At 33.7% G+C, this 25,685-nt stretch carries 25 protein-coding genes; 10 read left to right on the plus strand and 15 right to left on the minus strand.

What is annotated here, in order from left to right:
- Window positions 1–11: 11 nt before the first annotated feature.
- The 6 genes from EYY60_RS10180 to murB form a co-directional block, all read right to left on the minus strand.
- A complete protein-coding gene (locus EYY60_RS10180; RefSeq protein ID WP_132989236.1) occupies window positions 12–749 on the minus strand; it encodes a DUF4184 family protein in 738 nt (245 codons plus the stop codon).
- A gap of 110 nt (window positions 750–859) precedes the next feature.
- The gene (locus tag EYY60_RS10185; RefSeq protein ID WP_132989237.1) at window positions 860–1,684 is read right to left on the minus strand and encodes an energy transducer TonB; all 825 of its coding nucleotides are present in this window, start codon (window positions 1,682–1,684) and stop codon (window positions 860–862) included.
- A 158-nt stretch (window positions 1,685–1,842) separates the two neighbouring features.
- Window positions 1,843–2,394 carry an RNA polymerase sigma factor gene (locus EYY60_RS10190; RefSeq protein WP_132989238.1) on the minus strand — a complete coding sequence of 184 codons (552 nt, stop codon included), beginning with the start codon at window positions 2,392–2,394 and terminating at the stop codon, window positions 1,843–1,845.
- The gene (locus tag EYY60_RS10195; protein WP_132989239.1) at window positions 2,385–3,491 is read right to left on the minus strand and encodes a glycosyltransferase; all 1,107 of its coding nucleotides are present in this window, start codon (window positions 3,489–3,491) and stop codon (window positions 2,385–2,387) included. The genes EYY60_RS10190 and EYY60_RS10195 overlap by 10 nt, the downstream gene beginning before the upstream one ends.
- 83 nt (window positions 3,492–3,574) lie before the next feature.
- The gene (locus EYY60_RS10200; RefSeq protein WP_132989240.1) at window positions 3,575–4,189 is read right to left on the minus strand and encodes an FMN-binding negative transcriptional regulator; all 615 of its coding nucleotides are present in this window, start codon (window positions 4,187–4,189) and stop codon (window positions 3,575–3,577) included.
- Window positions 4,190–4,313: 124 nt separating this feature from the next.
- Window positions 4,314–5,327 carry a UDP-N-acetylmuramate dehydrogenase gene (murB, locus tag EYY60_RS10205; protein ID WP_132989241.1) on the minus strand — a complete coding sequence of 338 codons (1,014 nt, stop codon included), beginning with the start codon at window positions 5,325–5,327 and terminating at the stop codon, window positions 4,314–4,316.
- A 146-nt stretch (window positions 5,328–5,473) separates the two neighbouring features.
- Here murB and EYY60_RS10210 point away from each other — a divergent pair, with 146 nt between their 5' ends.
- Both EYY60_RS10210 and EYY60_RS10215 read left to right on the plus strand, forming a co-directional pair.
- Window positions 5,474–6,301 carry a VCBS repeat-containing protein gene (locus tag EYY60_RS10210; protein WP_132989242.1) on the plus strand — a complete coding sequence of 276 codons (828 nt, stop codon included), beginning with the start codon at window positions 5,474–5,476 and terminating at the stop codon, window positions 6,299–6,301.
- 48 nt (window positions 6,302–6,349) lie between these two features.
- Window positions 6,350–7,087 (plus strand): hypothetical protein, encoded by a 738-nt coding sequence (locus EYY60_RS10215; RefSeq protein ID WP_132989243.1) that lies wholly within the window; start codon window positions 6,350–6,352, stop codon window positions 7,085–7,087.
- A gap of 33 nt (window positions 7,088–7,120) precedes the next feature.
- Here the strand turns inward: EYY60_RS10215 and EYY60_RS10220 are convergent, their stop codons facing one another.
- The 3 genes from EYY60_RS10220 to recF form a co-directional block, all read right to left on the minus strand.
- Window positions 7,121–8,167, minus strand: coding sequence for a glycosyltransferase (locus EYY60_RS10220; protein WP_132989244.1), 1,047 nt, complete (start codon window positions 8,165–8,167; stop codon window positions 7,121–7,123).
- 88 nt (window positions 8,168–8,255) lie between these two features.
- Window positions 8,256–8,933: a DUF2461 domain-containing protein gene (locus tag EYY60_RS10225; RefSeq protein ID WP_132989245.1), complete on the minus strand. Its 678-nt coding sequence runs from the start codon at window positions 8,931–8,933 to the stop codon at window positions 8,256–8,258.
- A 139-nt stretch (window positions 8,934–9,072) separates the two neighbouring features.
- A complete protein-coding gene (recF, locus tag EYY60_RS10230) occupies window positions 9,073–10,152 on the minus strand; it encodes a DNA replication/repair protein RecF (RefSeq protein WP_132989246.1) in 1,080 nt (359 codons plus the stop codon).
- Between the two features lie 242 nt (window positions 10,153–10,394).
- Here recF and EYY60_RS10235 point away from each other — a divergent pair, with 242 nt between their 5' ends.
- The 7 genes from EYY60_RS10235 to EYY60_RS10265 all read left to right on the plus strand — a co-directional run bounded on the left by EYY60_RS10235 (window position 10,395) and on the right by EYY60_RS10265 (window position 17,391).
- Window positions 10,395–11,174, plus strand: a complete 780-nt coding sequence (locus tag EYY60_RS10235) for a tetratricopeptide repeat protein (protein ID WP_132989247.1) — start codon at window positions 10,395–10,397, stop codon at window positions 11,172–11,174.
- Between the two features lie 85 nt (window positions 11,175–11,259).
- Window positions 11,260–11,832, plus strand: coding sequence for a 6,7-dimethyl-8-ribityllumazine synthase (gene ribH / locus EYY60_RS10240; RefSeq protein ID WP_132989248.1), 573 nt, complete (start codon window positions 11,260–11,262; stop codon window positions 11,830–11,832).
- A 209-nt stretch (window positions 11,833–12,041) separates the two neighbouring features.
- Window positions 12,042–13,973, plus strand: a complete 1,932-nt coding sequence (gene mutL, locus EYY60_RS10245; RefSeq protein WP_132989249.1) for a DNA mismatch repair endonuclease MutL — start codon at window positions 12,042–12,044, stop codon at window positions 13,971–13,973.
- On the plus strand, window positions 13,970–14,719 hold the full coding sequence (locus tag EYY60_RS10250; protein WP_132989250.1) for a rhomboid family intramembrane serine protease: 750 nt from the start codon (window positions 13,970–13,972) through the stop codon (window positions 14,717–14,719). The genes mutL and EYY60_RS10250 overlap by 4 nt, the downstream gene beginning before the upstream one ends.
- Before the next feature lie 46 nt (window positions 14,720–14,765).
- Complete coding sequence (locus EYY60_RS10255) at window positions 14,766–15,626, plus strand: rhomboid family intramembrane serine protease (protein ID WP_132989251.1); 861 nt, start codon at window positions 14,766–14,768, stop codon at window positions 15,624–15,626.
- 17 nt (window positions 15,627–15,643) lie between these two features.
- Window positions 15,644–16,696, plus strand: coding sequence for an endonuclease/exonuclease/phosphatase family protein (locus EYY60_RS10260; RefSeq protein ID WP_162847871.1), 1,053 nt, complete (start codon window positions 15,644–15,646; stop codon window positions 16,694–16,696).
- An 80-nt stretch (window positions 16,697–16,776) separates the two neighbouring features.
- Complete coding sequence (locus tag EYY60_RS10265) at window positions 16,777–17,391, plus strand: tetratricopeptide repeat protein (protein ID WP_132989252.1); 615 nt, start codon at window positions 16,777–16,779, stop codon at window positions 17,389–17,391.
- Window positions 17,392–17,441: 50 nt separating this feature from the next.
- Here the strand turns inward: EYY60_RS10265 and EYY60_RS10270 are convergent, their stop codons facing one another.
- The 6 genes from EYY60_RS10270 to EYY60_RS10295 form a co-directional block, all read right to left on the minus strand.
- Entirely contained in the window at window positions 17,442–18,056 is a 615-nt protein-coding gene (locus EYY60_RS10270) for a WbqC family protein (RefSeq protein WP_132989253.1), read from the minus strand.
- Window positions 18,057–18,143: 87 nt separating this feature from the next.
- Window positions 18,144–19,700, minus strand: a complete 1,557-nt coding sequence (gene lepB / locus EYY60_RS10275; protein ID WP_132989254.1) for a signal peptidase I — start codon at window positions 19,698–19,700, stop codon at window positions 18,144–18,146.
- A gap of 70 nt (window positions 19,701–19,770) precedes the next feature.
- Window positions 19,771–20,469: a 4-hydroxy-tetrahydrodipicolinate reductase gene (gene dapB, locus EYY60_RS10280; protein ID WP_132989255.1), complete on the minus strand. Its 699-nt coding sequence runs from the start codon at window positions 20,467–20,469 to the stop codon at window positions 19,771–19,773.
- A gap of 40 nt (window positions 20,470–20,509) precedes the next feature.
- Window positions 20,510–21,073 carry a DUF5683 domain-containing protein gene (locus EYY60_RS10285; protein ID WP_132989256.1) on the minus strand — a complete coding sequence of 188 codons (564 nt, stop codon included), beginning with the start codon at window positions 21,071–21,073 and terminating at the stop codon, window positions 20,510–20,512.
- The gene (locus tag EYY60_RS10290) at window positions 21,073–21,975 is read right to left on the minus strand and encodes a ParB/RepB/Spo0J family partition protein (RefSeq protein ID WP_132989257.1); all 903 of its coding nucleotides are present in this window, start codon (window positions 21,973–21,975) and stop codon (window positions 21,073–21,075) included. The genes EYY60_RS10285 and EYY60_RS10290 overlap by 1 nt, the downstream gene beginning before the upstream one ends.
- A gap of 5 nt (window positions 21,976–21,980) precedes the next feature.
- Entirely contained in the window at window positions 21,981–22,748 is a 768-nt protein-coding gene (locus EYY60_RS10295; RefSeq protein ID WP_132989258.1) for a ParA family protein, read from the minus strand.
- 459 nt (window positions 22,749–23,207) lie between these two features.
- Between EYY60_RS10295 and EYY60_RS10300 the strand changes: the two genes are divergently transcribed.
- Window positions 23,208–25,373, plus strand: coding sequence for a hypothetical protein (locus EYY60_RS10300; protein WP_132989259.1), 2,166 nt, complete (start codon window positions 23,208–23,210; stop codon window positions 25,371–25,373).
- Window positions 25,374–25,685 lie beyond the last annotated feature (312 nt).

A 25,685-nucleotide genomic window follows, 5' to 3' on the forward strand; every position in this document is an offset into this window, starting at 1 on the left:
AATTGAATTTGTTAAATTTTATGATTGCTCTCAGATTTAATTAATAAGGAAGAGATAATTAACGAAAGTAAAAATGATGAAATTAGAGAAACAATTATGTTTCCGTAAGCTTTTATATTCAAAGAAACTAGAAATCTTAATCCGAAGATAATTGTTGAAGCAACAATGATTAAAATCCAGTATTTTGAATTTAATCGAGATTGATGGCAGTGCTTTTTTGGAAGTTTTAAAAAGACTATTATTATGAGGAATGCTCCAATTATGGTGCTTAGATGTTGTGCAGCCTTCCAAAAAGTTACTTTGTTTCCAAAAAGAACAAAAGTGTCTCTTAACTTTGGAATATGGATTGCAAAATAACCGTTCTCATGCGTGAAGGCATCCCAAAAAAGATGAGAAGCGATCCCAATGATTGCCGATAATAAAACAATAAATAAATTTCTGCTAAAATAATTTGGCCAATTGAATTCTGTAAAAGCAATTGTTCTCGATTTAAAAAAAATTGGGAGATTTAAGAATAAATCGTTTCGGATCAAATTATGAAAAACAAAAGCCAGCAGAATTGTTAATGGCAAATCAAACCAAAATATTCCAGAAAATGTGTGACTGTATTTGCTCTGAACTTTCATCCGAATAAAATACTCAAAATCAGGAGCGAGACTTCCAATAATTAATCCTGTCCAAGAAAACCATTTTTTGGGAAAATATTTTAGCGGTAAAATTATTGCTGGATGAGCAAATGTGAATGGCATTTGGTTCTGGGTTTAAGTAAAAATAGACTTAAAGATAAAAATATTTGATTAAGTAAAATCAAAAAAAAAGCAGAACCTAAGTCCTGCTTTTCCACTTTTCGATTATTATTTTATTCCGGTTGTGTTTTAATTGTAATCGGAAGATTATATGCTGTTCTTACAGGTTTTCCGTTTAAGATACCTGGAGTCCATTTTGTTTTCAATGATTTTAAAACTCTAATTGCTTCTTTGCCCATTCCGTAACCTGGATCTTTTTGTACCATGATGTCAGTTATTGAGCCGTCTTTTTCAATTACAAAAGAAACATAAACTTTAAGAGTCATTTCGGCATCTAGTTCTGGTCTTCTAAAGTTGTTTCCAACATAACTGTAAAATTTATCCATTCCGCCTGGGAATCCTGGCATTTTGTCTAATATAGCCGAATTTACAGGAGTGTTGTCTACCGGAGCAGGATCTACAATAGTTCCTTCTCCACCGTTGCTTCCCGGTATTACATTTGAAATTGATCCATCACCAGGTACTACATTGTCTACAACAGCATGATTTTCAATGTTTGTTGCAATGTCAGGCGTCGCCTGAGAAGCCACTGTAACAACTGGATTTACCAATTGCGTATTGATCGATGGCGCAGCTGGAGCGCTTTGCGTTGGAGGTGCAACAGGTGCAGGTGGTGCAGGTTTTACCAAATCGGGCGTGATTTTAACTGGTGTTAAAGGTCCCGGCGGTATTTCATGTTCGACGATTTCATGTGTTTTTAATTTATTAATCAGCATCGACGCACTTCCCAAGGCAGCTATCAATAGCAGTCCCATAAATAATGCGGTAACTGTTGTTTTAGAATTTTCTTGGCGTAATTGATACGCGCCATACTCTTTGTTTTTGTTTTCGAAAACAAGATCGGTCCACTTGCTTTCATAGATGCTTGATTTTGACATGATTTTTGGATTTTAAGGTTAAGTAACTTTAAATCATACGCGAATAGGGTTTGGGTTTGTTAGCAAACAACGTAGAAGTTGTTGTTTTAGTATGTTAGATAATTAGCTTTTTAAGAAAAAATATGATTATATTTTATTCTTTTCTTAAAGATAATAAATTATCTGTTACGTTCAATGATTTCTGCCAATAATTTTTTAGCACGCAAAAGTTTTACTTTTACATTGCTTAAAGGCTCATCAATTTTAGTTGCAATTTCCTGATAAGACATTTCCTGAAAATAACGCAACTGAATAACTTCTTGATAGTGGGGTTTTAATTCTTTGATGCATAAAAGCAAACGAGAAAGATTTTGCTCTTTAATTAATGCATCTTCTGCAGATGGAGTAGGGTCGGCAATATTGTATGCCTGTTGATCTTCGCTATCGGTAATTTCAATAAAAAGGCTTGATTTCTTTTTTCGAAGCAGATCAATGTATACGTTTTTCGCAATGCTGATCAGCCAAGTATTGAATTTGAATTCAGAATTATACGTGGCAATTTTGTCAAAAGCTTTTGAGAAGGTTTCTATGGTAATATCCTCAGCAATGGTTTCGTTTTCGGTGCGTTTCAGCATAAAGCCGTAAACTTCATTCCAATAAAAATCTAATAAAAAAGTAAAGGCGATCTGATCGCCTTTTTTTGCTTTTTCTATTTTAGAATTTATTTCCAATGTACCGGTTTTGAAAAGATATTAGATATAAAGATATTAATTTGTGTGAATATCAGCACTATCTCTACAACAGGAAACCAGATTTTCAAATCTTTTTCTTTTAGTTTTCCAGCCGAAAATCCCATTACAGTCCATGCAACGGTATAGCGTGTTGCCAATATTGCCAATACAGCGATCCATTGAAATTGGAAAGACAATAAAAGTATAACTAATAAAAAGAAGAATAATTGTGAGGTGTAAAAAATGCCTAATTGCATTTTGTCAAAAAACTTATAATATTCCGCTGTCGAAACATGTCTTCTTTTCTGGCTGAACCATTCCTTATAAGATTCTTTTGGTTTTGAATAAGTAAAACTTTCTGGATTATATGAAATTGTTGTGTTTTCTTTAGTAGCAGCTTGGTTTATAAATAAATCATCATCGCCAGAACGCACCTGAATATGATCGATAAAACCGTTTACCTTAAAGAATTCGTCTTTTTTATAAGCTAAATTTCTTCCAACTCCCATATAAGGCAAACCAATTTTTGCCCAAGACAAATATTGAACTGCTGTTAAAACCGTTTCAAAACGAATGATTTTGTTTAATAACGAACGCTCGATTTTTTCATAACCACCATAACCCAAAACAATAGTTTTGTTCATGGTAAATTGTGAAGTCATTGATGTGATCCAGTTTTTTGATGTTGGATAACAGTCGGCATCTGTAAATAATAGGTATTCTTTTTTAGAAGCTTTGATGCCTAAAGTCAGCGCGTATTTTTTGTTTCCCCAGAAAGCTTCGTTGTTTTCAACTTTAACTAATCTAATATTTGAATATTGTTGTTCAAATTCTTCAAAAACTTCCAAGGTTTCATCTCTTGAAGCATCATCAATCAAAACAATTTCAAAATCTGGATAATCTTGTTCGGCTAATAGCGGTATAAATTTCTTTACGTTTTCTTCTTCGTTTTTAGCGCAGACAATTACTGAAACTGGAAGTTTTTTTTGTGTAACTTCTTGTTGTTTAGCGAAAGCAAACTTTCCAAATACACCTAAGTAATAAAAAAGTTGTACGACAACGATAGCAATAAAAAAGTAAAATAAAATTGTAAGCATCTGATTTTAATATCTTTTAATTTCTGAATCTTGCGAGTGCAAATGTACTTATGAATTCCTAATTTTCAATGTCCAAAACCAATTTACTTTCGGCATTTTGACATTTCTTTTGCAACAGCAATAGCCTGAGGGTTTTCGGTTTTTTCTAATTCCGAAATTATGTTTTTATAATTAAAATCATCACGATTTTGAGAGAGTTTTTTAGTGGCTTGAATTTCACTGATTTCAATCTCAAAACCGTAAATTCCTCTTGCTTCACGCATTGTTTTGGCTGATAAATCTTCAACACGGATTGGCCTTTCAGAATTTGCTTCGTATTTGTCGACCAGTTTCTTTAATTGTGCTACCGAAGTTTCATAATCTACAATCTTGATTTTTCCATAAACATGTACGGCTATATAATTCCAAGTTGGCACATTTTCATGATCGTACCAAGACGAAGAAATATAACTATGCGGACCAGTAAAAACTGCTAAAACCTGATCATTTTCTTTAAAACCTTCTGCCTGCGGATTCAGTTTAGAAATATGCCCTTGCAGAATTTCTTTTCCGTCAGCGTTAACTTCAAGTTCTATTGGAATATGTGTTGCACATAATTTTCCGTTAGTTTGATTGATCAGAATTCCAAAACTGTTTTCTTTCAAAAAAGCTCTGATTTCTTCTTGATTTTCGTTTTTGTATAGGTCTGGAGTATACATTTTTTCTTTTTTAGGTTCAAAGGCTCAAAGAAGCAAAGGTTCAAAGGTTTTTATGCAGAAAGACTTTTACTTCGCTCAATCTGACAATGATTTTAAATTTGTGCCAATTGGTGAAATTTGTGTTTTAAATCACATTCACTTCTGCTTCGATTTGAATTCCGAAAGTTTCAAAAACCGTTTTTTGAACTTCTTTAGAAACTGCTAAAATCTCTTGTCCTGTTGCATTTCCGTAATTCACTAAAACCAAAGCCTGATTTTTATGAACTCCAGCTTCTCCAAAACGTTTTCCTTTTAATCCGGCATGCTCAATCAACCACCCAGCAGGAACTTTAACTTCAGTATCTGAAACTTCGTAGAATTTCATTTCTGGAAACTTTTGATGGATTTTTTCGAAATCAGATTTCAGTAAAATCGGATTTTTAAAGAAGCTTCCACTGTTTCCTAATTCTTTTGGATCTGGCAATTTACTTTGTCTGATTGTAATTACAGCATTGCTGACATCTTTTAATGTTGGTTCAGAAATGTTGTTTTTTGCCAATTCAGCCAAAATATCTCCGTAAGAAGTATTGATTTTATGATTGTGTTTTGTCAATTTGTATATAACCGAAGTAATAATGAATTGGTCTTTTACTTCATTTTTAAAGATGCTTTCGCGGTAACCAAAATCGCATTCGGCATTTGTGAAAGTTTTGGTTTCCTGAGTTTCGATATTTATGGCGTCGCAAGAAACAAAAGTATCTTTAATCTCTGTTCCATAAGCGCCAATATTCTGAACTGGCGTTGTGCCGACATTTCCAGGAATTAAAGACATGTTTTCTAATCCGCCAAAATCGTTGTCGATTGTCCAAAGAACGAAATCATGCCAAGTTTCGCCAGCCTGACTTTCAACCCAAACAAAATCATCATCTTCTTTGATTATTTCTTTTCCTTTTAAATCGATATGAATCACAAGAGCGTCAATATCTTTGGTTAAAAGCATATTGCTTCCTCCACCTAAAATAAACTTTTTCTCGTTTTTGTTTTCTTCTAAAATGGTTTTCAATTCAGCAACAGAATGTACCGCAACGAATTGTTTTGCTTTGGCTTCAATGCCGAAAGTATTGTAGTTTTTTAAAGAAAAATTGGATTGGATTTCCATATAAAAGGCTTTTTTAATCTGAGTTCAAAAGTATGAATTTAAACTTTGCTAACCTCGCCGGTTAATTAATCTTTATTTGTTATGTTTAAATTTATTAATACTATTTAACTTTTGTATGTTTGATTCTGAAATTTTATTTTGTTAAGATGAAAATAGGTTATAAAATACTGCTTTTTTTAATTATTGGTTTTCAAATTAGTTGTAATAAATCTGAGACTAAAGTCAAAAGTGTTGCAAAATCAAATGTTAGACTTTCCAAAGAAGCGAAGGTAGAAACAGCAGAAAGTAAAATTGATAATTATTCGTATCCTGTTGATAGTCTTTTAAAGGCTAATATTCTTTGGACAGGTTTGTTTCATGGTGATGAAGTTGATTCGAATTTACAAAAGAAAATCTGGTATGGTCTTTTTAAAAGCGGAAATAATTATTTGTTCTCTAAAACAGCTATTTCGATAAATCATGCTTTTGATCCTGTTCTAGATGAAGATGAAACAGAGCAAACAGGTTGGGAAGTTTCCACTGAAATCAAGGATACTTGTGTTATTTTGGTTGAAAAAATGCCTGATTTTGCAGACAGAAATGTCGAATTTGTAAAGTTGCCTAAAAATGTTTACCCCGGAGAAAATTACGAATTTCAGTTTTTAGGAACCCAATATAAATTATTTGCAACTGGGAAAAAGAAAAAAGAACATCCCGATTCAGATTGGTTAGTGGTTTCTGATTATAAATTGTATTTGACAGCTTCCAGAAATGGAAAAGTGATGACAGAGCTTTTAACGGCAAAAAAGAATTTTGATGACCAAATGGTTAGCGTAGTTTTTGCGGGAGACCTTGATGGTGATGGGAAATTAGATTTAATATTAGATACGGCAAATCATTATAATGTTTCGAGTCTCACACTCTATTTGTCAAAATCGGCAGATAAAAATAAAATTATTAAGCCTGTTGGTGTTCTTATATTTGTTGGTTGCTAATTTGGCTTTGTTTTTTGTAAGTTTGAAATTAATTATAGCCTCGTAATTATGTCGAAATCAATCTTTAAGAATAAAAGCTTTCTTTTTTTTATTTTGAATATTTTCTTTTCTGTTATTTCTCATGCGCAAGTTGATATCGTAGGAAGATGGAAAACAAAAGATATAATTGGATACAGGGATTCTGGGAGTTATTCTTTGGTCAAGGAAAAAGAACGTCCTTATGGCCGTATTTTAACTTTTCGCTCAGATGGAACGTTTTTAAGCGATGAATCAGTCGAATGCGCTGATGGTTGTTCTGTTTTTACTTCTGGCACATATGTATTGCTTGATGATTATCATGTACGCATGATTGTAGAAGATGTGAATTTTTTTGGTCTTCTTTGTGGGCAGGAGAGAAGACAAAAATCCCAAATAATTAGAGATTTAGGTGTTTTTTATATTTATAAAGAAGGTGATGATGCTATTCGATTAATTACTAGTAATGGTGATTTACAAGATGATAAAGATAAAATGCTTTATAGTCAATTGATGGAATCTTTTCATAACGAATGGAAATTATATGGTTATGTCTGGAAAAATACAGATAAAAATCAGCCCGAAGAAATTATAAAAGATTGCTCAGATCAAATAAATACAATCAATTTGTCTAATTGTAAAATTGTTTTTACTCAAAATGAAATTTATGGTAAGGTTTTTATTTTAAAAGAAAATGACAATTTTCATTATGTCGTTTATGATAATATAAAGAAAAAGGTTTCTTTAGCTTATCCAAAAACGAAGAGTTAAGTCTTTATATTAGTAGTGAATCTTGCGGTTAAATCATTTTCTCGAATCCAGCAACTCATGATATTTCTCCGAAATAACCTTCATATTACTATCATAATTCGCATTTTCTTCTACAAATTTTCTATTTCGAAGAATGGCGTTATTTCTATATTCAGCATTTTCAAATGACCAAATTAATTCTTCTGCTAACATTTCAATATTGTCAATTTCAATTAATTGGCCATTTTCTCGATGAGTGATCCAACTCTGGTTTCCGGGAATATCAGAAACTACGGGATAACAATTGCAAGCCATTGCTTCAAACAAAGATGCCGAAACACCTTCGGTAATTGGCATGCTGATGTAAATGTTTGATCGCTGTAACAATTTTGGAAGTTCTGTATTCGGAATTCTTCCTGTAAAAATGACTTTGTTTTCAATTTGCAGTTCTTTGGCTAAATCTTTCAAAGATTGCAATCTTGTTCCGTCGCCAACAATCGTCAATGAAAAATCAATTCCTTTTTGATTCAAAATTCCAAAAGCTTTCAAAATAGAATCATGTCGATATTCTGGCTGAAGTGAACGTGTTACAATAGCTTCAATTTTGTTTGAATTATTTGTTGAAGGTGTAAAAAGTGCTAAGTCAATTCCTTTCGGGAGAACCAAAACTTTGTTCATATCAACGCCAGTTGCTTTCATGTGAATTGCCATGACAGGCCCCCAAGCGTGAATTAAATGGGCTTTTTTGAAAGCATATTTCTGAATGAATTTTTTAAATGGATACAATTTAGATTCTTCCGGCCATAAATCAGTTCGGCCTTGTTGTGCGATTGCTATAGTTTTTGAACCTGATATTGCAGCTAAGAATCCATAACTGGTTGTTCTTTCGGCAATCACCATGTCTGGTTTTTCTTTTCTGATGATTTTTCGAATCGAAATCGGGGCAAAGAAATACTCTAAAATACGTTTGAATCTTTGATTATTTGAGGTTTGGAGTTCCCAAGTTATAATGTCGAAGTCGCCAAATTCTTTCAGACCTTTCATCCAAGTAATGGCGTCAGCACGGTAAGATTCTCCAAGAAAAAGTATTTTCCTTTTCATTAATAAAATGTTTTTTCGCCACGAATTTCACAAATTTCCACTAATTAATTCGTGTCAATTCGTGAAATTCGTGGCGATCTAATCTTTTTTAGAATTCTTCAGTATCTAAAGCTCGGTTTATGAATTCGTTTAATGGCTTTAATGCAATCAGTTTTTTGCTCATTTTTGAAACGAAATCTTTCTGAGTAACTTCGGAGATATCGTATTTTTGAGTAGCTGTAAAACTTTTCAGTTTCAAAAACTCAATTGCAGGATGATCTTTTTCGTAACCGCGAGGCATGCTTTTCAGCGAATTGTTTTCGTTGATGTCTAAACTTCCAAATTCCTTTTTAAAGTTTTTATCATTTAAGATTTCCTGTAAATCATCATAGAAAAAAGCAATTTCTTTGCGAACCTTTTTCAAATCTTCCGATTCAGGAGAATAAAATCCGCCTGCTATAAAACTGGCACCTTTCTCTATATGAACATAATATCCAGCACGGTTTAAGCCTTTTGTCCCGCCAGACATCCAGATTCCTAAGTGTGCTTTATAAGGTGATTTGTCTTTAGAAAAACGAATATCACGATTGATTCTGAAGGTGCAATTTTTAACTTCTAATAATTCTAAAGAAGGATCTAGCGGTTTCATAACATCCAGAAAATCGCTTACCAATTGATGATAGTCTTTTTTGAAGATTTCATAACGTTTTTTATTGTTCTGAAACCAGTCTCTATTGTTGTTCTTTTTTAAATCGTCTAAAAATTGCAATGATTCTTTCGCTAGCATATTCTATGTTTTTGATTGCAGTTGTTTTTTTTAGTTCGCCACTAATTGCACGAATTTACACTAATTTTTTTATTGCATATCGATCAACTTTGACAAAGTTCAAAACTTTGTCAAAGTTTTAATTAGTGGCAAAAAAACTTTACAAATTAAATATTTTATAACTCTGATGTGTTGATTTTACAATTGCTTCAGTTCTTTCGGGATGCGTATCCGATATGAAAAGCTGACCAAAAGTTTCACTGTTTACCATTTCTACAATTTTGGCAACGCGAGTTTCATCCAGTTTGTCAAAAATATCATCAAACAAAAGAATGGGTTTTACGCCACTTTGTTTTTTTAGGAATTCAAATTGAGCCAGCTTTAAAGCAATCAGAAAGGATTTCTGCTGTCCTTGCGATCCGAATTTTTTTATGGGATGCGAATCAATTTCAAAAGATAAATCGTCTTTGTGAATTCCGACAGTTGTATAATGCAATGCTCGGTCTTTGTTAATGTTTTCTTGCAAAAGCGTCAAAAGATCTTTTTCAAACAAATGACTTTCGTAAACCAGCTGAACATTTTCTTCGGATCCGGTTATCGCTTGATGATGCCTGTTAAATATAGGTATAAACTGCTCGAGAAAATCTTTTCGTTTTTCAAAAATTGATTTCCCGTATTCATTCAGCTGCTCATTATATATAGATAAGGTATCGTTGTCAAAAGTGTGATTGAGCGCAAAATATTTCAAAAGCGCATTTCGCTGCGTGATCACTTTTTGATAATTTATCAATTCATGCAGATAGGCAGAATCAAGCTGCGAAATCACGCTGTCCATAAATTTGCGGCGTGTCTCGCTTCCTTCCACAATTAAATCTCTATCGGCAGGCGAAATAATTACGAGCGGAATAAATCCAATATGATCTGAAAATTTATCGTAAGGTTTTCCGTTTCGTTTTAAGATCTTTTTTTGTCCTTTTTTTAAACTGCAGACAATTTGTTCTGTTCTCTCGTTTTTGTCTAATTCGGCATCAATTACAAAAAACTCTTCACCGTGTTTGATGTTTTGAACTGCAAGCGGATTAAAATAACTTTTTCCGTAAGCCAAATGATAAATTGCGTCGAGAACATTGGTTTTTCCAATGCCGTTTTTCCCCACAAAACAGTTGATTTTGATGTCGAAATCAAAACTTGCTTCTGAAAAGTTCTTATAATTGAATAAAGAGATTTTGTTTAAATGCATTTTTTAGGGACTCCAAGTATGAAATTTGCTGTTTTTGGACAGTAAAAATTTGAGGCTGCAAATTACCGAAAATTATTGATATAATTGGCTTTGGCGCAACCTCCAGCCGATTTATTTTGACGCTTCCGCGAAAGGACAAGCGAACTCGAAAAATATTTTTTTTAAAATAGTGATAAAATTGATTTTTTTTGCCTCAGTTTCAAGAAAAATTTTATTTTTGCCGTTCACTAAATAATTTTTAAATGGCAACTTACAATAAAAGAGGATATAAGACACCAAAAGAGAAGGAAGTTAAAGAAGTTACTGAAGAACAACAAGTAATTATTGACGAAAAAGACAGCACAACTGCTGGCGTTTTCTCAAAATTAGATGAAACAGCTTCAAGAACTGAGGATTGGGTGGCTAAAAATCAAAAAATCATTATTGGTTTGGTTGCTGGTATTGCAGTAGCTACAATTGGTTATTTAGCTTACCAAAAATTTATTGAAAATCCAAAACAAGACGAAGCTGCAAACGAAATGTTTGTTGCACAGCAAAATTTTCAAAAAGCTGTTGACGGTGTTGCAAGTGATTCATTGTATAAATTGGCATTAAACGGTTCTGAAGGTAAATTCGGATTCATTAAAATTGCTGATGAATATTCTGGAACTGATGCCGGAAATTTAGCAAATTACTATGCTGGTATGGCATATTTGAATACAGGGAAATTTGATGATGCTATCAAATATCTTGGAGAATTTAAGTCTCAAGATGCAATTTTAGGAGCTTTGGCAACTGGTGCAATTGGAGATGCTTACTCTCAAAAAAACAATCAAAAAGAAGCTTTAAGCTATTACATTAAAGCGTCTGAGGTTAACAAAAATGATTTTACTACGCCTCGTTTCTTGCTAAAAGCAGCTAAAACAGCAATCGCTTTAGGTCAAAAAGAAGATGCTTTAAAATATTTAAACGATATCAAAGATAATTTTGATGCAACGCCAGAAGCTGCTTCTGTTGATGTATTGATTGGATTAGCACAATAATTATACTTTTTGAGTTCTGATTTTAGATTTTAGATTCGTATTTTAGCAATCTGAAATTTAAATTCAAAAATCTAAAATAGTACAAATGGCTACTGAAAATAAAAATTTATCAGAATACGATAAAAACACAATCCCAAATGCGAAAGACTTTCGATTTGGGATTGTTGTTTCTGAGTGGAACGACACGATAACAGAAGGATTATATAATGGTGCTTTTGATGCATTAGTTGATTGTGATGTTCCTGCACAGCAAATTATCAGATGGAATGTCCCTGGAAGTTTTGAGCTTATTTATGGCGCAAAAAAAATGTTGCAGACACAAAATGTTGATGCTGTAATTGTAATTGGATGTGTAATTCAAGGCGAAACAAAACATTTTGATTTTGTGTGTGAAGGCGTAACTCAAGGAATTAAAGATTTGAATGTTCAGACGGATATTCCGGTTATTTTCTGTGTTTTGACAGATAATAACATGCAGCAATCAATCGACAGAAGTGGTGGTGCTCACGGCAACAAAGGAACTGAAGCTGCAATTGCTGCAATCAAAATGGCATATATTCGTCAGCAGGCGTCAATGGCTCATGCTTTCAATCAGCCTTTATTGACTTCTGGCGCGCTTCAAATCGAAGATTCACCAAGAAAAATCGAGAACGAATAAAACACAATTGTTTTAAAAATACTAAAACCTATACTGTGTAAAAATAGTATAGGTTTTTTGTTTTTTTTATGACAAAGACTATTCCAAATCACAACCAAAATTCATTAAATTTGTACACCTCGGGTTTTTAAAATCAGAGTTCGCAAACAATATCAATCTTAGGTTTTTAATCAAAATCAAAAGACAAACCTTTTAACCCAAATTTTTTAATGTCGAGTATTATTCAATTGCTTCCAGATCACGTTGCTAACCAAATTGCTGCTGGAGAAGTGGTTCAAAGACCAGCTTCAGTCGTAAAAGAACTGTTAGAAAATGCCGTTGATGCGAAGGCAACCGATATTAAATTGATTATTAAAGATGCCGGAAAATCATTAGTTCAGGTTATTGATAATGGAGTAGGAATGACAGTTACTGATGCCCGTTTGTGTTTTGCGCGTCACGCTACTTCAAAAATTCGTCAGGCCGAAGATTTGTTTTCGCTTGGCACAAAAGGTTTCCGTGGAGAAGCTTTGGCTTCAATTGCAGCGATTGCTCATATGGAAATGAAAACTAAGCAAGATCAGGATGAACTGGGAACGCATATCGTGATTGAAGGAAGTAAATTTGTTTCGCAGGAAGTGGCCGTTTTGCCAAAGGGAACATCATTTGCGGTTAAAAATTTGTTTTTTAATATTCCGGCACGCCGTAATTTCTTGAAGTCAGATACGGTTGAATTTCGTCATGTTATGGATGAATTTCAGCGTGTAGCTCTGGCGCATCCAAATATTCATTTTAGTTTTTATCATAACGGAAGCGAATTGTATAATCTTCCGTCAGCAGGATATCGTCAGAGAATCGTAGGAATTATGTCTGGCAAAACCAACGAAAAATTGGTTCCTGTAAACGAGGATACCGAAATTATAAATATCCAAGGGTTTGTATGCAAGCCTGAATTTGCAAAAAAAAGTAGAGGAGAGCAGTTTTTTTTTGTGAACGATCGTTTTATAAAAAGTGGTTATTTGCATCATGCAGTAATGGCGGCTTATGATGGTCTTTTGAAAGACGGAATGCAACCAAGTTATTTCTTATACTTGCAAGTGCCGCCAAATACCATCGATATTAATATTCATCCAACAAAAACTGAAATTAAATTTGACGATGAATCGGCTTTATATGCCATTTTAAGAGCATCGATCAAACATAGTTTAGGACAATTTAACGTGGCTCCGGTTTTGGATTTTGAGAGAGATGCCAATTTAGACACTCCATATCATTATAAAGATTTAGAAGCTGAAACCCCAACAATTCAAGTTGATGGAACTTTTAATCCTTTTACGGACGATAAAACGAATCAGCATTATACAAAAGGAAGTTCGGGATCTGGTTATAGCTCAGGTTCATCATCTTCTTCTGGTTCTTCGTATTCGGGATCATCATATTCAGGTTATTCGAAAAGAGTTGAGCCAACGGTAAGCTGGGAAAGTTTATATGTTGGCTTGGATACCGATAGTCCAGAAGCGATAGAAAGTTCGCCGTTTACATTCGAAAACGAGGAAGTAACTTCTTCATTATTTAATGATGACGAAATCGAGCAAGCGAGTCAGAAAACGTATCAAATTCATAAAAAATATATTGTTTCGCCAATTAAATCAGGAATGATTATTGTGGATCAGCAACGAGCGCATCAGCGTATTTTGTATGAACAATTTTTGCTTAATATGACTGTCAATCAAGCTTCTAGCCAGCAATTGCTTTTTCCGTTAGATTTATTTTATTCGACGGTCGAAATGAAATTGATTGAGGAGTTAAAACCTTCATTAGAAACAACAGGATTTATTTTTGAAGATGCCAAAACAGATCATATTGTGATTTCGGGAATTCCGGTAAATATTACCGAGAGTGAAGTTTCGATTGTAATTGATCAATTGCTGAGCGATTTACAAGACGGAATTCCAGCGAGCAGTTACAGTCAGAATGATACAATTGCCAAATCAATGGCAAAAAGTCTAGCGGTTAAAACAGGATCATATTTAACCGAAAAAGAGCAGGATAATATCGTAAATGGTTTGTTTGCTTGTAAAGATCCTAATATTTCACCTTTTCAAAAACCTACCTTTATCACTATGCGTGTTGAAGATATAGATAAAAAGTTTGCCTTATGATGAATATCACTCCAGTTGTTAAACAACTGCTTATTATTAATATTATATTTTTTATTGGTGCACAGTTAGTGCCAGCTTCTGAGCATTTTTTGGCATTGTATTTTCCTGAAAATCCATCATTTGGATTTTGGCAGCCTATTACGCATATGTTTATGCATGGCGGATTTGCTCATATTGCTTTCAATATGTTTGCATTGTATTCGTTTGGATCGACGTTGGAACATTTTTGGGGTGGAAAGAAATTTTTGTTTTTTTATATTTCATGTGGTTTAGGAGCGGCATTAGTCAATTTTGCAGTCAATTATTATTTCTACCAAGATGCTTTAAATATTTTGCAAGCTAATGGTTTTCAGAAAACTGAAATTTTGCAATTAATTAATGAAGGCAAAATAAATACAAGATGGAATGAACTATTGTCGGTATCTCAGCTAAGACATCTTTTTGAAGCATATTCTATACCCGTAATTGGTGCGTCTGGTGCAATTTACGGTTTGCTTGTGGCATTTACTTTTATGTTTCCTAATGCTGAACTTGGAATTATGTTTATTCCAATTCCAATAAAAGCAAAATATTTTGTTCCAATTTATATGCTTTTGTTCGATGGTTTTTTTGGGATTTTCGGAAGTTCGGTAATGGGAATCGAATCAGGAATTGCGCATTATGCACACATTGGAGGTGCTTTCTTTGGTTTTATGATTATGTGGTACTGGAAAAAAAATCAGTTTAATAACAATCGTTGGAATTAATTTTTAACTTTAATTTATTAACTTTAAAAAACGAAACGAAGACTTTATGAATATTCTAGACGATTTAAAATTGCAATATAAATTGGGAGGCATCGCAATGCGTGTGATTTATTGGAATATTGCTTGTTTTCTTATTTCTTTAGTTTTCTACAAATTTTCAATTGGTCAATTTGATTTCCCTAATTGGCTTGCATTGTCGTCAGATCCGCAGGTTTTTATGTTCAAACCTTGGACGTTTTTAACATATGCGTTTTTCCATTTTGGATTCATGCATTTGTTGTTTAATATGCTGGTTTTGAATTTCGCCAGTAATTTATTCCTGACATTTTTTAATCAAAAGCAATATTTAGGTCTCTACATATTAGGGGCCATATTTTCAGGAATCATATTTGCATTAAGTTTTTATGTTTTAGGAGCTTCTGCTTCTATAGTTGGAGCTTCCGCTGCAATTATGGCGATTTTGGTAGCTGCAACGACTTATCAGCCATTAATGAATGTTCGATTGCTAATATTTGGAAATGTAAAGCTTTGGCATATTACGGGAGTTATTTTGCTTTTAGATTTAATGCAGCTTCGTTTAGAGAATACTGGCGGACATATTTCGCATCTTGCTGGAGCATTTTTTGGATTTGTTTATATAAAACTGCTTCAAAATGGTACTGATTTGAGTACCATCGTTTCTAAAGTATTAGACTTTTTTGCTAATCTTTTTAGAAAATCCCCAACGACCCCATTTACAAAAGTTCATAAGAATTACAAAAAACCTACGGAAAAAACTTCGTCAAGAATTGTTACGAAAGACAAAACGCAGCAGCAAATTGATGAAATTTTAGACAAGATTAGCCAATCTGGTTATGATTGTCTGACAAAAGAAGAAAAAGAGTTTCTATTTAGAGCTGGAAAATAATCCTTTTAGCAAATAATATGAAAAACCTTTCGTGGTTTAATAAAATAATGTTCTTTTTGAATATAGTGCTTACCGTATTAACGTTTAGCATTTATATTTTACCTTTTTTAGCACCTAAAAGTTTTCCGCTTTTATCGGTGCTTACGCTGTTTATGCCTGCTTTTTTTGTCGCAAATGGTTTCTTCTTTTTGTATTGGGCAATTCAGTTTAAAAAACGCCTTATTTTGTCTGGATTGGTTTTGTTGATGGGAATTACCTTTATCAGCAAGTTTTATAAATTTTCGGCAAAAGAATATGTGAAAGATGAAAGAGACTTTTCAATTATGAGTTATAATGTGCGTCTTTTTAATGTTTTTAAATGGCTGGATCGCGATGATATTCCGGAGAATATTAAAACCTTTATAGATGAAAAGGATCCTGATATTTTATGTATTCAGGAATATTCAAATTCAGCGCATTTGGATTTGAAAGTATATCCACATCGTTATATTTTCATAGACGGAAATCAAATTAAAACGGGCCAGGCCATTTTTTCAAAATTCCCGATTATCGATGAAGGAAATATTGTTTTTCCTAAATCGGATAATAATGTTGTTTATGCTGATATTAAACGCGGAAAAGATATTATTCGTGTTTATAATATGCACTTGCAATCTATTAAAATATCTCCAGATGTAAGTGATATTTCGAATGATATTGATAGCGTAAATCAGAAGAAATCACAGCGTATTTATGCAAGAATCAGTAAAGGATTTACCCAACAGCAAGAACAAGCTGAAATTTTTAAGGAGCACATCAAAAAATGCAAATATCCAATTATTATTTGTGGAGATATGAATAACAGTCCGTTTTCATACGTTTACCGAAATATTAAGGGAAAGCTTAAAGATGCTTTTGAAGAAGCAGGAGAAGGCTTTGGAGCAACTTATAAGTTTAAATATTATCCAGCAAGAATTGACTACATTTTTACGGACACTAAAATGAAAGTAAAACAGTTTAAAAGTTTTCCGGATTTCGAAAATTCAGATCATTATCCTATAATGACAAGACTTTCAATAGATCAGTTTTAGTAGAAAGTAATTCGCCAAATTGTCGTTAACTAAGACAGAAAGTGAAAAACTGACAAAACTGAAAATAAAACAACTACAAAATGAAGTTAAAAAGGGTTCTCATTATTTTTGTCTTTATTGCCGCTGTTTCTTGTATGGATGAGTCGGATTATTATAATAGGGGAATAGAAAAAAGTGAATTGGAAAACCATGAAGGAGCTCTTTTAGATTTTTCTAAAGCAATAGAATTAGATAAGACTTTTGTAGAGGCTTATCGTCGAAGAGGAATTGAAAAGCATATTTTAGGAGATTATAATGGAGCAATGATAGATTTTTCTAAAGCAATAGAGATAGATTCTCATAGTTGCTACTCTTATTACCATCGAGGGCTTGTCAAAATTGATTTAGCTAATTATCAAGGAGCAATAAATGATTTTACAAAAACTATAGCGTTTCAGCCAACTTCGTGGGTGGCTTATTCTGATAGAGGTTTGGCTAAATATTATTTAAAAGATTACAAAGGTGCAATCAGCGATTGCACGAAAGCAATAGAAATACATAGTGATATGGCTTCAGAAGCTTATTATAATAGAGGAATCGCTAAATTAAGAATAGGAGATAGAGATGGGGCTTGTTTTGACTTAAATAAAGCTGACGAGCTATGGGTTATAAATGGGCAAAGGTGTCGGGATACTATAGAAAAGTATTGTAAATAAAGACTACTTTGCATATCTACTAAACAGATTTGGGAAATTGGCGTATTAACTCAAATTAATTTCTGACTTTTTAAATAATCCATTGCAAACTTGCCTTCGTTGAAAAGCAAATCCAAAACGCTTAAGTTGTTTATAAAACCGTGTTTGTCATCAAAAACCTGAGTGTATTTTTCGAATGTATTAGCATCTTTTTTGCCGTTTGCTAAATATCTGAAATCGGCTAAATTTGGTGTTTCGTGAAAATATTCAACAGTTTTTCCGAATTCTAATTTCATTCGAAGGCATTTTGTAACGATGTCAAAAACTTCGAAATTAAGATCCATTAAAAAAGCATGTTTTTTTTCGAAAATTGGCACGATATCATCTTCAAAGTACTCAAAGAAAGGCGAGCTTCTATATGCTGCTTCAAGCGATTTAAAATGCTGTTTTTGCCAATCAAATTCATTTTCAATCAAAATATCTTTTGTTTTTTGATGCGTTGCTTTTGAATGCTTTACCGGAATATTTAATAATTGAATTCCGTTTGGACTATAGATATAAGTTCTGTTTCTGTTAGTCTGCTTCTGAAAATTATCCTCCATTTCAAAAGTAATAGTCTCAGATTGAGCCATAACGGCAAAGTGGCTTATTGATGGAAAATAGGTAGGAAGTAGTATAGAGTTCATTATGATTTTAGTTTAATCGGTAAATCGTTTAATCGCCCTTTTTGAGAAACGATTAAACGATTTACCAGTTTAACGAATTAACGTTTTTTATGCTTTGTTTTCTTTTCTTTTTCTCCAGAAGAATTCTCCAACGAAATAAAGAGCAAGAAGGATTAAGAAGTATTTAAAATACGATTGAGGTTGTCCTTCGCCATCAACAGTGGTGAAAACTCTGCTCCAACGAATTTTGTTGATTCCGCTTCCGTTAGTATCCCAGCTTAACCAGATGAAAACAGGTTTTCCAACAATATGATTTTCTGGAACGTAGCCCCAGTAACGGCTATCTTCAGAGTTATGACGGTTGTCTCCCATCATCCAGTAATAATTCTGTTTGAAGGTATAGCTGTTGGTTTCTTTGCCGTTTATGATGAATTTAGAGCCTTTTAATTCTAAAGTGTTTCCTTCGTAATTCGTAATAATTTCTTTGTAAAATGGCAAAGATGTATTGGTCAAAGCAACTGTTTTTCCTGCTTGTGGAATATAGATAGGGCCAAAATTGTCTTGACTCCATTTCTCAACATGTGGAAATATTCTGTTGTCGCTTGTGTTGTCGATTATTCTTGTAACTGAAAGAACTCCAGGAGTGCTTCTGAAACGTTCTGCACTTGCTTCTGTTAAAGCTCCTAAAACAAGAGTGTCTCTAGTTTTCTCATTTTTGAAATAACCTCCATCAGTGATGTCTAATTCTTTAACTAAAGATTGTAAGTCAACTGGAGTTTTTCCATCAAAAGCAATTGTGTATGAATATTGTGGTTTTGCTCTTTCTGGTAAAATTAGTTTTTTGCCGTTAATGAATACAAATCCGTCTTTAATTGACAAGCTGTCTCCAGGAATACCTACGCATCTTTTTACGTAATTTGATTTTTTGTCAATTGGTTTAATAACGCCTGGTCTTCCTTCTGGTTCGTGAAAATAACGTACGGTATCTACTGGCCAGTTAAAAACAACAATATCATTTCGTTTTATAGTTTCAAAAGCAGGAAGTCTGAAATAAGGCAATTGTGGCCATTTTAAATAAGATTTGCTTTTTGTTAATGGGATAGAGTCATGAACCATTGGCAGGGCAATTGTTGTCATTGGGACTCTTGGACCATAGTTTAATTTGCTTACAAACAAAAAGTCTCCTACAAGTAAAGATTTTTCAAGAGACGATGTCGGGATTGTGTAAGGCTGAACAACATAGGTGTGTACCAATGTAGCAACGATTATTGCAAAAAGTAATGAACTAACCGTGTCTGCGGTTTTGCTTTTTGGTGTTAAATCTCTATTGGCGTGATATTCTAGTTTCTGAGTGTAATTAACGTAATAGATATAGAATCCTAAACTGAAAATTCCAAGAAAAGTATCTAAAGTTGATTTTTTTCCAAATGTTCTTAAAGTTTCAACCCAAATAACAGGAAACATAATTAAGTTGATAATTGGAATGAAAAGCAACAAAGTCCACCAAGTTGGACGGCTGATTATTTTCATTAAAACAATTGAATTGTAAACTGGAATAGCAGCTTCCCAGCTTTTTCTTCCTGCTGCTTGGTACAATTTCCATGTTCCAATAAAATGAATCACTTGTACCGCAAGGAAAAAGACAAACCAAAAATATAGTGTCATAATGTTTTTGTTTAAAGTTTGAAGCTTAAGATTTTTTGTGATTTAAAATCTTAAACGTAATTCAGTTTTATTATAGGTTTAATACGTCTTTCATTGTGTAAATACCTGTTTTTCCTGCTAACCATTCAGCAGCAATAACGGCTCCAAGAGCAAAACCTTCGCGGTTGTGAGCAGTATGTTTTATTTCGATGCTGTCAATTGGAGAATTGTAGTTTACAGTATGTGTTCCAGGAACTTCTCCAATTCTTTTTGCTTCAATTCGAATTTCGTTTGATTTCGCTTCGTCTAAAGTCCATTTCTCGTAATTGCTGTTTTGAATAACACCTTGTGCTAATGAAATAGCAGTTCCGCTTGGAGCATCAAGTTTGTGAATGTGGTGAATTTCTTCCATTGTGACTTTATACGAATCAAATTGATTCATGATTTTGGCTAAATATTCATTTAATCCAAAGAAAATATTCACACCTAAACTGAAATTTGAACTTGAGATAAAGCCTCCCTTTTTTTCATTACAAAGAGCAATCATTTCATCATAGTGCTCTAGCCAGCCAGTAGTTCCAGAAACTACAGGAACATTTGCGTGAAAGCAACTTGAAATATTATCAACAGCTGCAGTAGGAACGCTGAAGTCAATTGCAACATCAGCATTTGAAAGTCCTTCGTAAGTGTTGAATTCGTCTTTCTTTAAAATAATTTCATGACCTCTCTCTAAAGCAATTCTTTCGATTACTTTACCCATTTTGCCATATCCTAAAAGCGCAATTTTCATTTTTGTGTGTGTTTTTTGAGTTTTCAAACAGCGTTAATTGCTATTTAAAAGTGTAATTAAAAGTTAGTCCAACGTTGGGCCTAAATGTTGCATCGTTGGGATAAATCTCGGGACGCATTGATAATCTTTCGTTTACGTTAAATTGAATCAAAGCGGCATCAACATTCGCGTCTATAATATTAAGGACATAAAAACCAACTACAAACAAGGCAGATAAATCCCTGTTTCGCTGATAAAATTTTTGTCCAGCAATAAGTCTGCTGTCGTCCAAAAATTGATAGTTGTCATCATTATAGCCTTCAAGTCTTCTTTTGTAGGCATCGCGATAATCGTGGTATTTTTTGTTGTTGTCAATGTAGAAATAAAGGCTGGTACCAATTGCTCCGTAAACGAGCGGAATTTTCCAATATTTTTTGTTGTATGCTTGACCTAAACCAGGTAAAATTGCTGAATAAAATGCGGCTTTTGCTGGCGTTAGCGGGTCTATTTCTTCTAACTTGGTAGTGTCTTTAGCGACTAAAACCGCATCTGATTTTGCTTGAGCAAAAATAGAAGCGGTTCCTATGAGAAAGAACAATAAACTTATGGGGACAATCTTATTCACTATCCATTAATTAATTTTATAATCCTATTAAAGTCGGCTTCAGAATTGAAAGGAATTGTAATTTTTCCTTTTCCATTGCCTGCGACTTTAATATCAACTTTCGAACCAAAATAGTCGTTGAAAGTATTTTTTTGTGTTTCTCTAACCACAAAAGAAGCATCTGCCTTTGGTTTTCCTTCGGCTTTTGGCTGTTGTCCTTCGTGGTAATTTTTAACTAAAGCTTCAGTTTCACGAACAGATAAATTCTGACTTACGATTTTTTGGTAAATATCAGTCTGAACGTCTAGATCTTCAATGTTAATAATTGCTCTACCGTGTCCCATGCTGATAAAACCATCACGAATACCAGTTTGAATAATCGGATCTAATTTTAAAAGACGCAAATAATTGGCAATTGTTGAACGTTTTTTTCCAACGCGTTCACTCATTTGTTCTTGTGTCAATTGAATTTCGTCCATCAAACGTTGGTAAGAAAGAGCGATCTCAATTGGATCTAAATCATGACGCTGAATATTCTCTACTAACGCCATTACTAATGATTCATTGTCATTAGCAATACGAATATATGCAGGAACGTGAGTTAGTCCCACTAAAGTTGAAGCACGCAAACGACGCTCTCCAGAAATTAGTTGGTATTTGTTGAAGTCTAATTTTCGAACAGTAATAGGTTGAATTACACCAAGTTCTTTGATAGAAGTGGCTAATTCACGTAATGATTCTTCATTAAAATTGCTTCTAGGCTGAAACGGATTTATTTCGATAGCACTTATTTCAAGCTCAATGATGTTTCCAACAACTTTGTCAGCATTTTTATCGTCAACTGATTTTATGTCGTTTTCTGGATCTTTTAATAATGCTGATAATCCTCTTCCTAAGGCTTGTTTTTTAATTGCTTTTGTCATAAAAACTATTTGCTGTTTTTCTTTATAATTTCTTGAGCTAAATGAATATAATTAACTGCACCTTTGCTTGTTGCGTCATAATTAATGATGCTTTCACCAAAACTTGGAGCTTCACTCAACTTAACATTTCGCTGAATCACAGTTTCAAAAACCATATCGTTAAAGTGTTTTTGAACCTCTTCAACAACTTGATTTGATAAACGTAATCTCGAATCATACATGGTTAATAATAAACCTTCGATATCAAGATCTGGATTGTGTATTTTTTGAATACTTTTAATAGTGTTCAATAATTTCCCTAATCCTTCAAGAGCAAAATACTCGCACTGAATAGGGATAACTACTGAATCGGCAGCTGTTAAAGCATTCAAGGTTAACAAACCTAAAGATGGCGCACAGTCAATAATGATATAATCATATTCTTGTTTTGCCTCCTCTAATGCTTTTTTAAGCATATATTCACGGTTTTCCTTGTCAACCAATTCAATTTCGATCGCAACAAGGTCAATGTGAGCTGGAATCACGTCAACATTTGGCGATGTGCATTTTAAAATGGCTTCTTTTGGTGTTACAGTATGTTCAAGAATTTGGTAAGTTCCTGTTTCTACTGTTTCTACGTCAATTCCAAGGCCAGATGTTGCATTGGCCTGAGGATCAGCGTCGATCAATAATACTTTTTTCTCTAAAACACCTAATGAGGCCGCAAGATTTACTGATGTAGTAGTCTTTCCAACGCCTCCTTTTTGATTAGCAATAGCAATGATTTTGCCCATTTATTTTCTGAATTTTGAACCGTAAAAATACAATTATTTATGGTTTTTGAAAATCTATTTTGTTAACATTTAAGAAACTTTGTTTAATCGTTGTACGGTGGGTGTTCGGCAGAAAATTCTTTTAATAATGTATGAAATTATTAAAAGAATTTTGACGAGCTGTTTTCATAATTAGACTCAAAAAATTGTCAGATCTAGTTTTTCTTGAAAAAAGTTCTTATTTCGGAAATTCAAGATGGAAACATTTGGTAGCTTGTTTTTGATTGGAATTATTTTTTTTAGTTGGTTCGATTTTTCGTTTAGTATGAAAAGACCTCAATAAGCCTTGTAAATTGGGATTTTGTATAGTTTTTGATAAGAAAATCGAAACCAAAAACGGACTTTTAGGTTGAAGATTATCGCTATTTTTCAGATCTCAAAAAAACTGTTATTACTATTAAAACCAAAAAAAGAATTTTTATGATCAAGAAGGTAATCTCTTTATGTTTCGTATTTGCATTTACACTGATTTTATGCAGCTTCGCAACACCTTATTCGTCTGATGAAAAACCGGAAAATAAGATTGAAGGCAAGATTGTTTACAACAAGAAAAAACACAGCATCACATTGTCATGGCCGGCATTCGGCTCGTCAGGGAATTATACAATAACAAGAGGAGGAAGCCATTTGGCATCGGATTTTGTTGCAGTTGGGAGTACTTCTAAAATGAGCTTTACTGACAATAAACCAAACTCAAATAAATATGAGAATTACTATAAAGTTACTCGTAATGATATCACTATACTAATTTCGCTTGAAAACCAGATTTTTGGGGGTAATATGTATTTTTATGACAGAAAATATGAAAAAGCCGAAACTGCAAAAAACGAAATTAATTCGCATTTTAGTAAAATTGGTTTAGGCGGACCAAATGGCGAATGGACAACAAAACGTCAAGCTTATTATTTCAAGCCAAATGTTAATGGACAAACTTATGATGTTGGCGGATCTGGTTCTGCGTCTTCGCCAGAAGCTAATTCCATTGAATTAGGGTTTTATTCTCATATTGGAGGTTTGGGAAGAGTGCCTTCAGATGTTAAATTGGGTTCGATATTCACAAGGCCTCATCTTTCTGGAGGAGCAAATGCTACTTGTACTTTTTGGCGTTCAGTAGAAAATGTAGAAGTAATGCGCGATTTTTCTTGGACGGTTTCTCAGTCAACTAGTGCACGAAGATTATTGATCGAAAGCACATCAAAATATATTTCAGACATTGGAAATACAAATTTTTGGGGAAGTGGCGGTTTTATTGCTGATACTCATTACACAACTGATCGGCCAGACTGGAAAGGACAGCAGCAATGGTACACCAGAAATACTGTTTTTCCTTCGGGTTCAGGTGCTATGGGAGGATCGTATAATATGGTTTGGCAAGGTTGCGTAAATCCACCGCAGGCAGACGAAAAGAATTCACCAGTTCCGACTACACCTATTATTAGAGAAAAACCTTTTCTTTTTATAGATAAAGACGGTGAATATAAAGTGTTTGTTCCTGCTTGGCAAAAGGATAGAGTAGGAGTTTCTTGGTCATCAACAGATATGGGTCAAGGAAAAGTTCAAGATTTGGTTACCGAATGGTATGTTGCTAAAGAAGGCGATACTGATGTGGAAATCAATAATGCTTTAAAAGCTGGCAAGAATGTGTTTTTTACTCCAGGTCATTATTCATTAAATGCTCCAATACAAGTGAACAGAAAAGATGCGATACTTTTAGGTGCAGGGATTGCTTCTGTAACGCTGGAGCCTACTGAAAAAAATACGTGGGGCTGTATTTATGCAGATGATAAAGACGGAATTATTATTGCCGGACTTTTGATGGATTCATTTAACAGTACAACTTATCAGGTTAGAATTGGAGCCGAAGGTGCAAAAGCTGACCATGCAGTTGATCCGATTTTGCTTACTGATATTACGTGCAGAGTAGGTGGCGTTCAGTCAAAAAATATTCAGATTCAAGTGGCAATGCAGATAAACAGCAACAATGTAGTTGGAGATCATTTCTGGTTATGGCGTGCAGATCATGGTTCGCAAAAAGGAGGAGATTTACGTTGGGTAAGAGATAGATGCAAAAATGGACTTATTGTTACAGGAAATGATGTGACACTTTATGGATTGTTTGTTGAACATTTTCAGGAATACGAGGTGTTATGGTTGGGAGAGCGTGGCAGAACGTATTTCTTCCAAAATGAACCGCCATATGATGCGCCAAATCAAGCAAGTTGGAGTAGTCAAAACGGAAAAGTTGACGGTTATGCCGCTTTTAAAGTAGCAAATACAGTAAAAGAACATCAAAGCATCGGAATGGGTTCTTATGCTGTTATGACAGGAACCGACGGAAATGTGAACAAGAAAAATGGTTTTGAAATTCCGAATAGCCCAAATGTGAAATTAGAGAAAATGTGTATTACTCGTTTCGCTGGTTCAGGAAATATTCAAAATGTTATTAATGGCACAGGCGGAAGTACAGCAACAGGCGTAAAACGTGTTGCAGTATATAATAATGGCGAAGGTGCTCAGCCTTTTGATGAGGAATTTACTTTGCCAAGTCGTGAATCGTATCCGGCTTATATTAATATGGAGAAATAAACAAAAAGCAAATATTTTTGAAAGTAAAACCTCTAAAAATCAATTGATTTTTAGAGGTTTGTTGTTGAGACATAGCCCGTGGTTTCAACCACGGGAACGTATCGTGATAATGCAATGTTTTCCCGTGGTTGAAACCACGGGCTATGTTTTAAGGTGAGTTGAGTATTAGAGATGCAAAAAAGCCGAACATTTCTGTTCGGCTTTTATCGGGACGCTATAGTCGTTCAAAGATTTTGAGTTTATTGCAAAAAAAAGTCTTTCCAAAAAATGAAAAGACTTTTGTCGGGGTGGCAGGATTCGAACCTGCGGCCT

The organism is Flavobacterium zhairuonense, from assembly GCF_004352915.1.
Lineage (GTDB): Bacteria > Bacteroidota > Bacteroidia > Flavobacteriales > Flavobacteriaceae > Flavobacterium > Flavobacterium zhairuonense.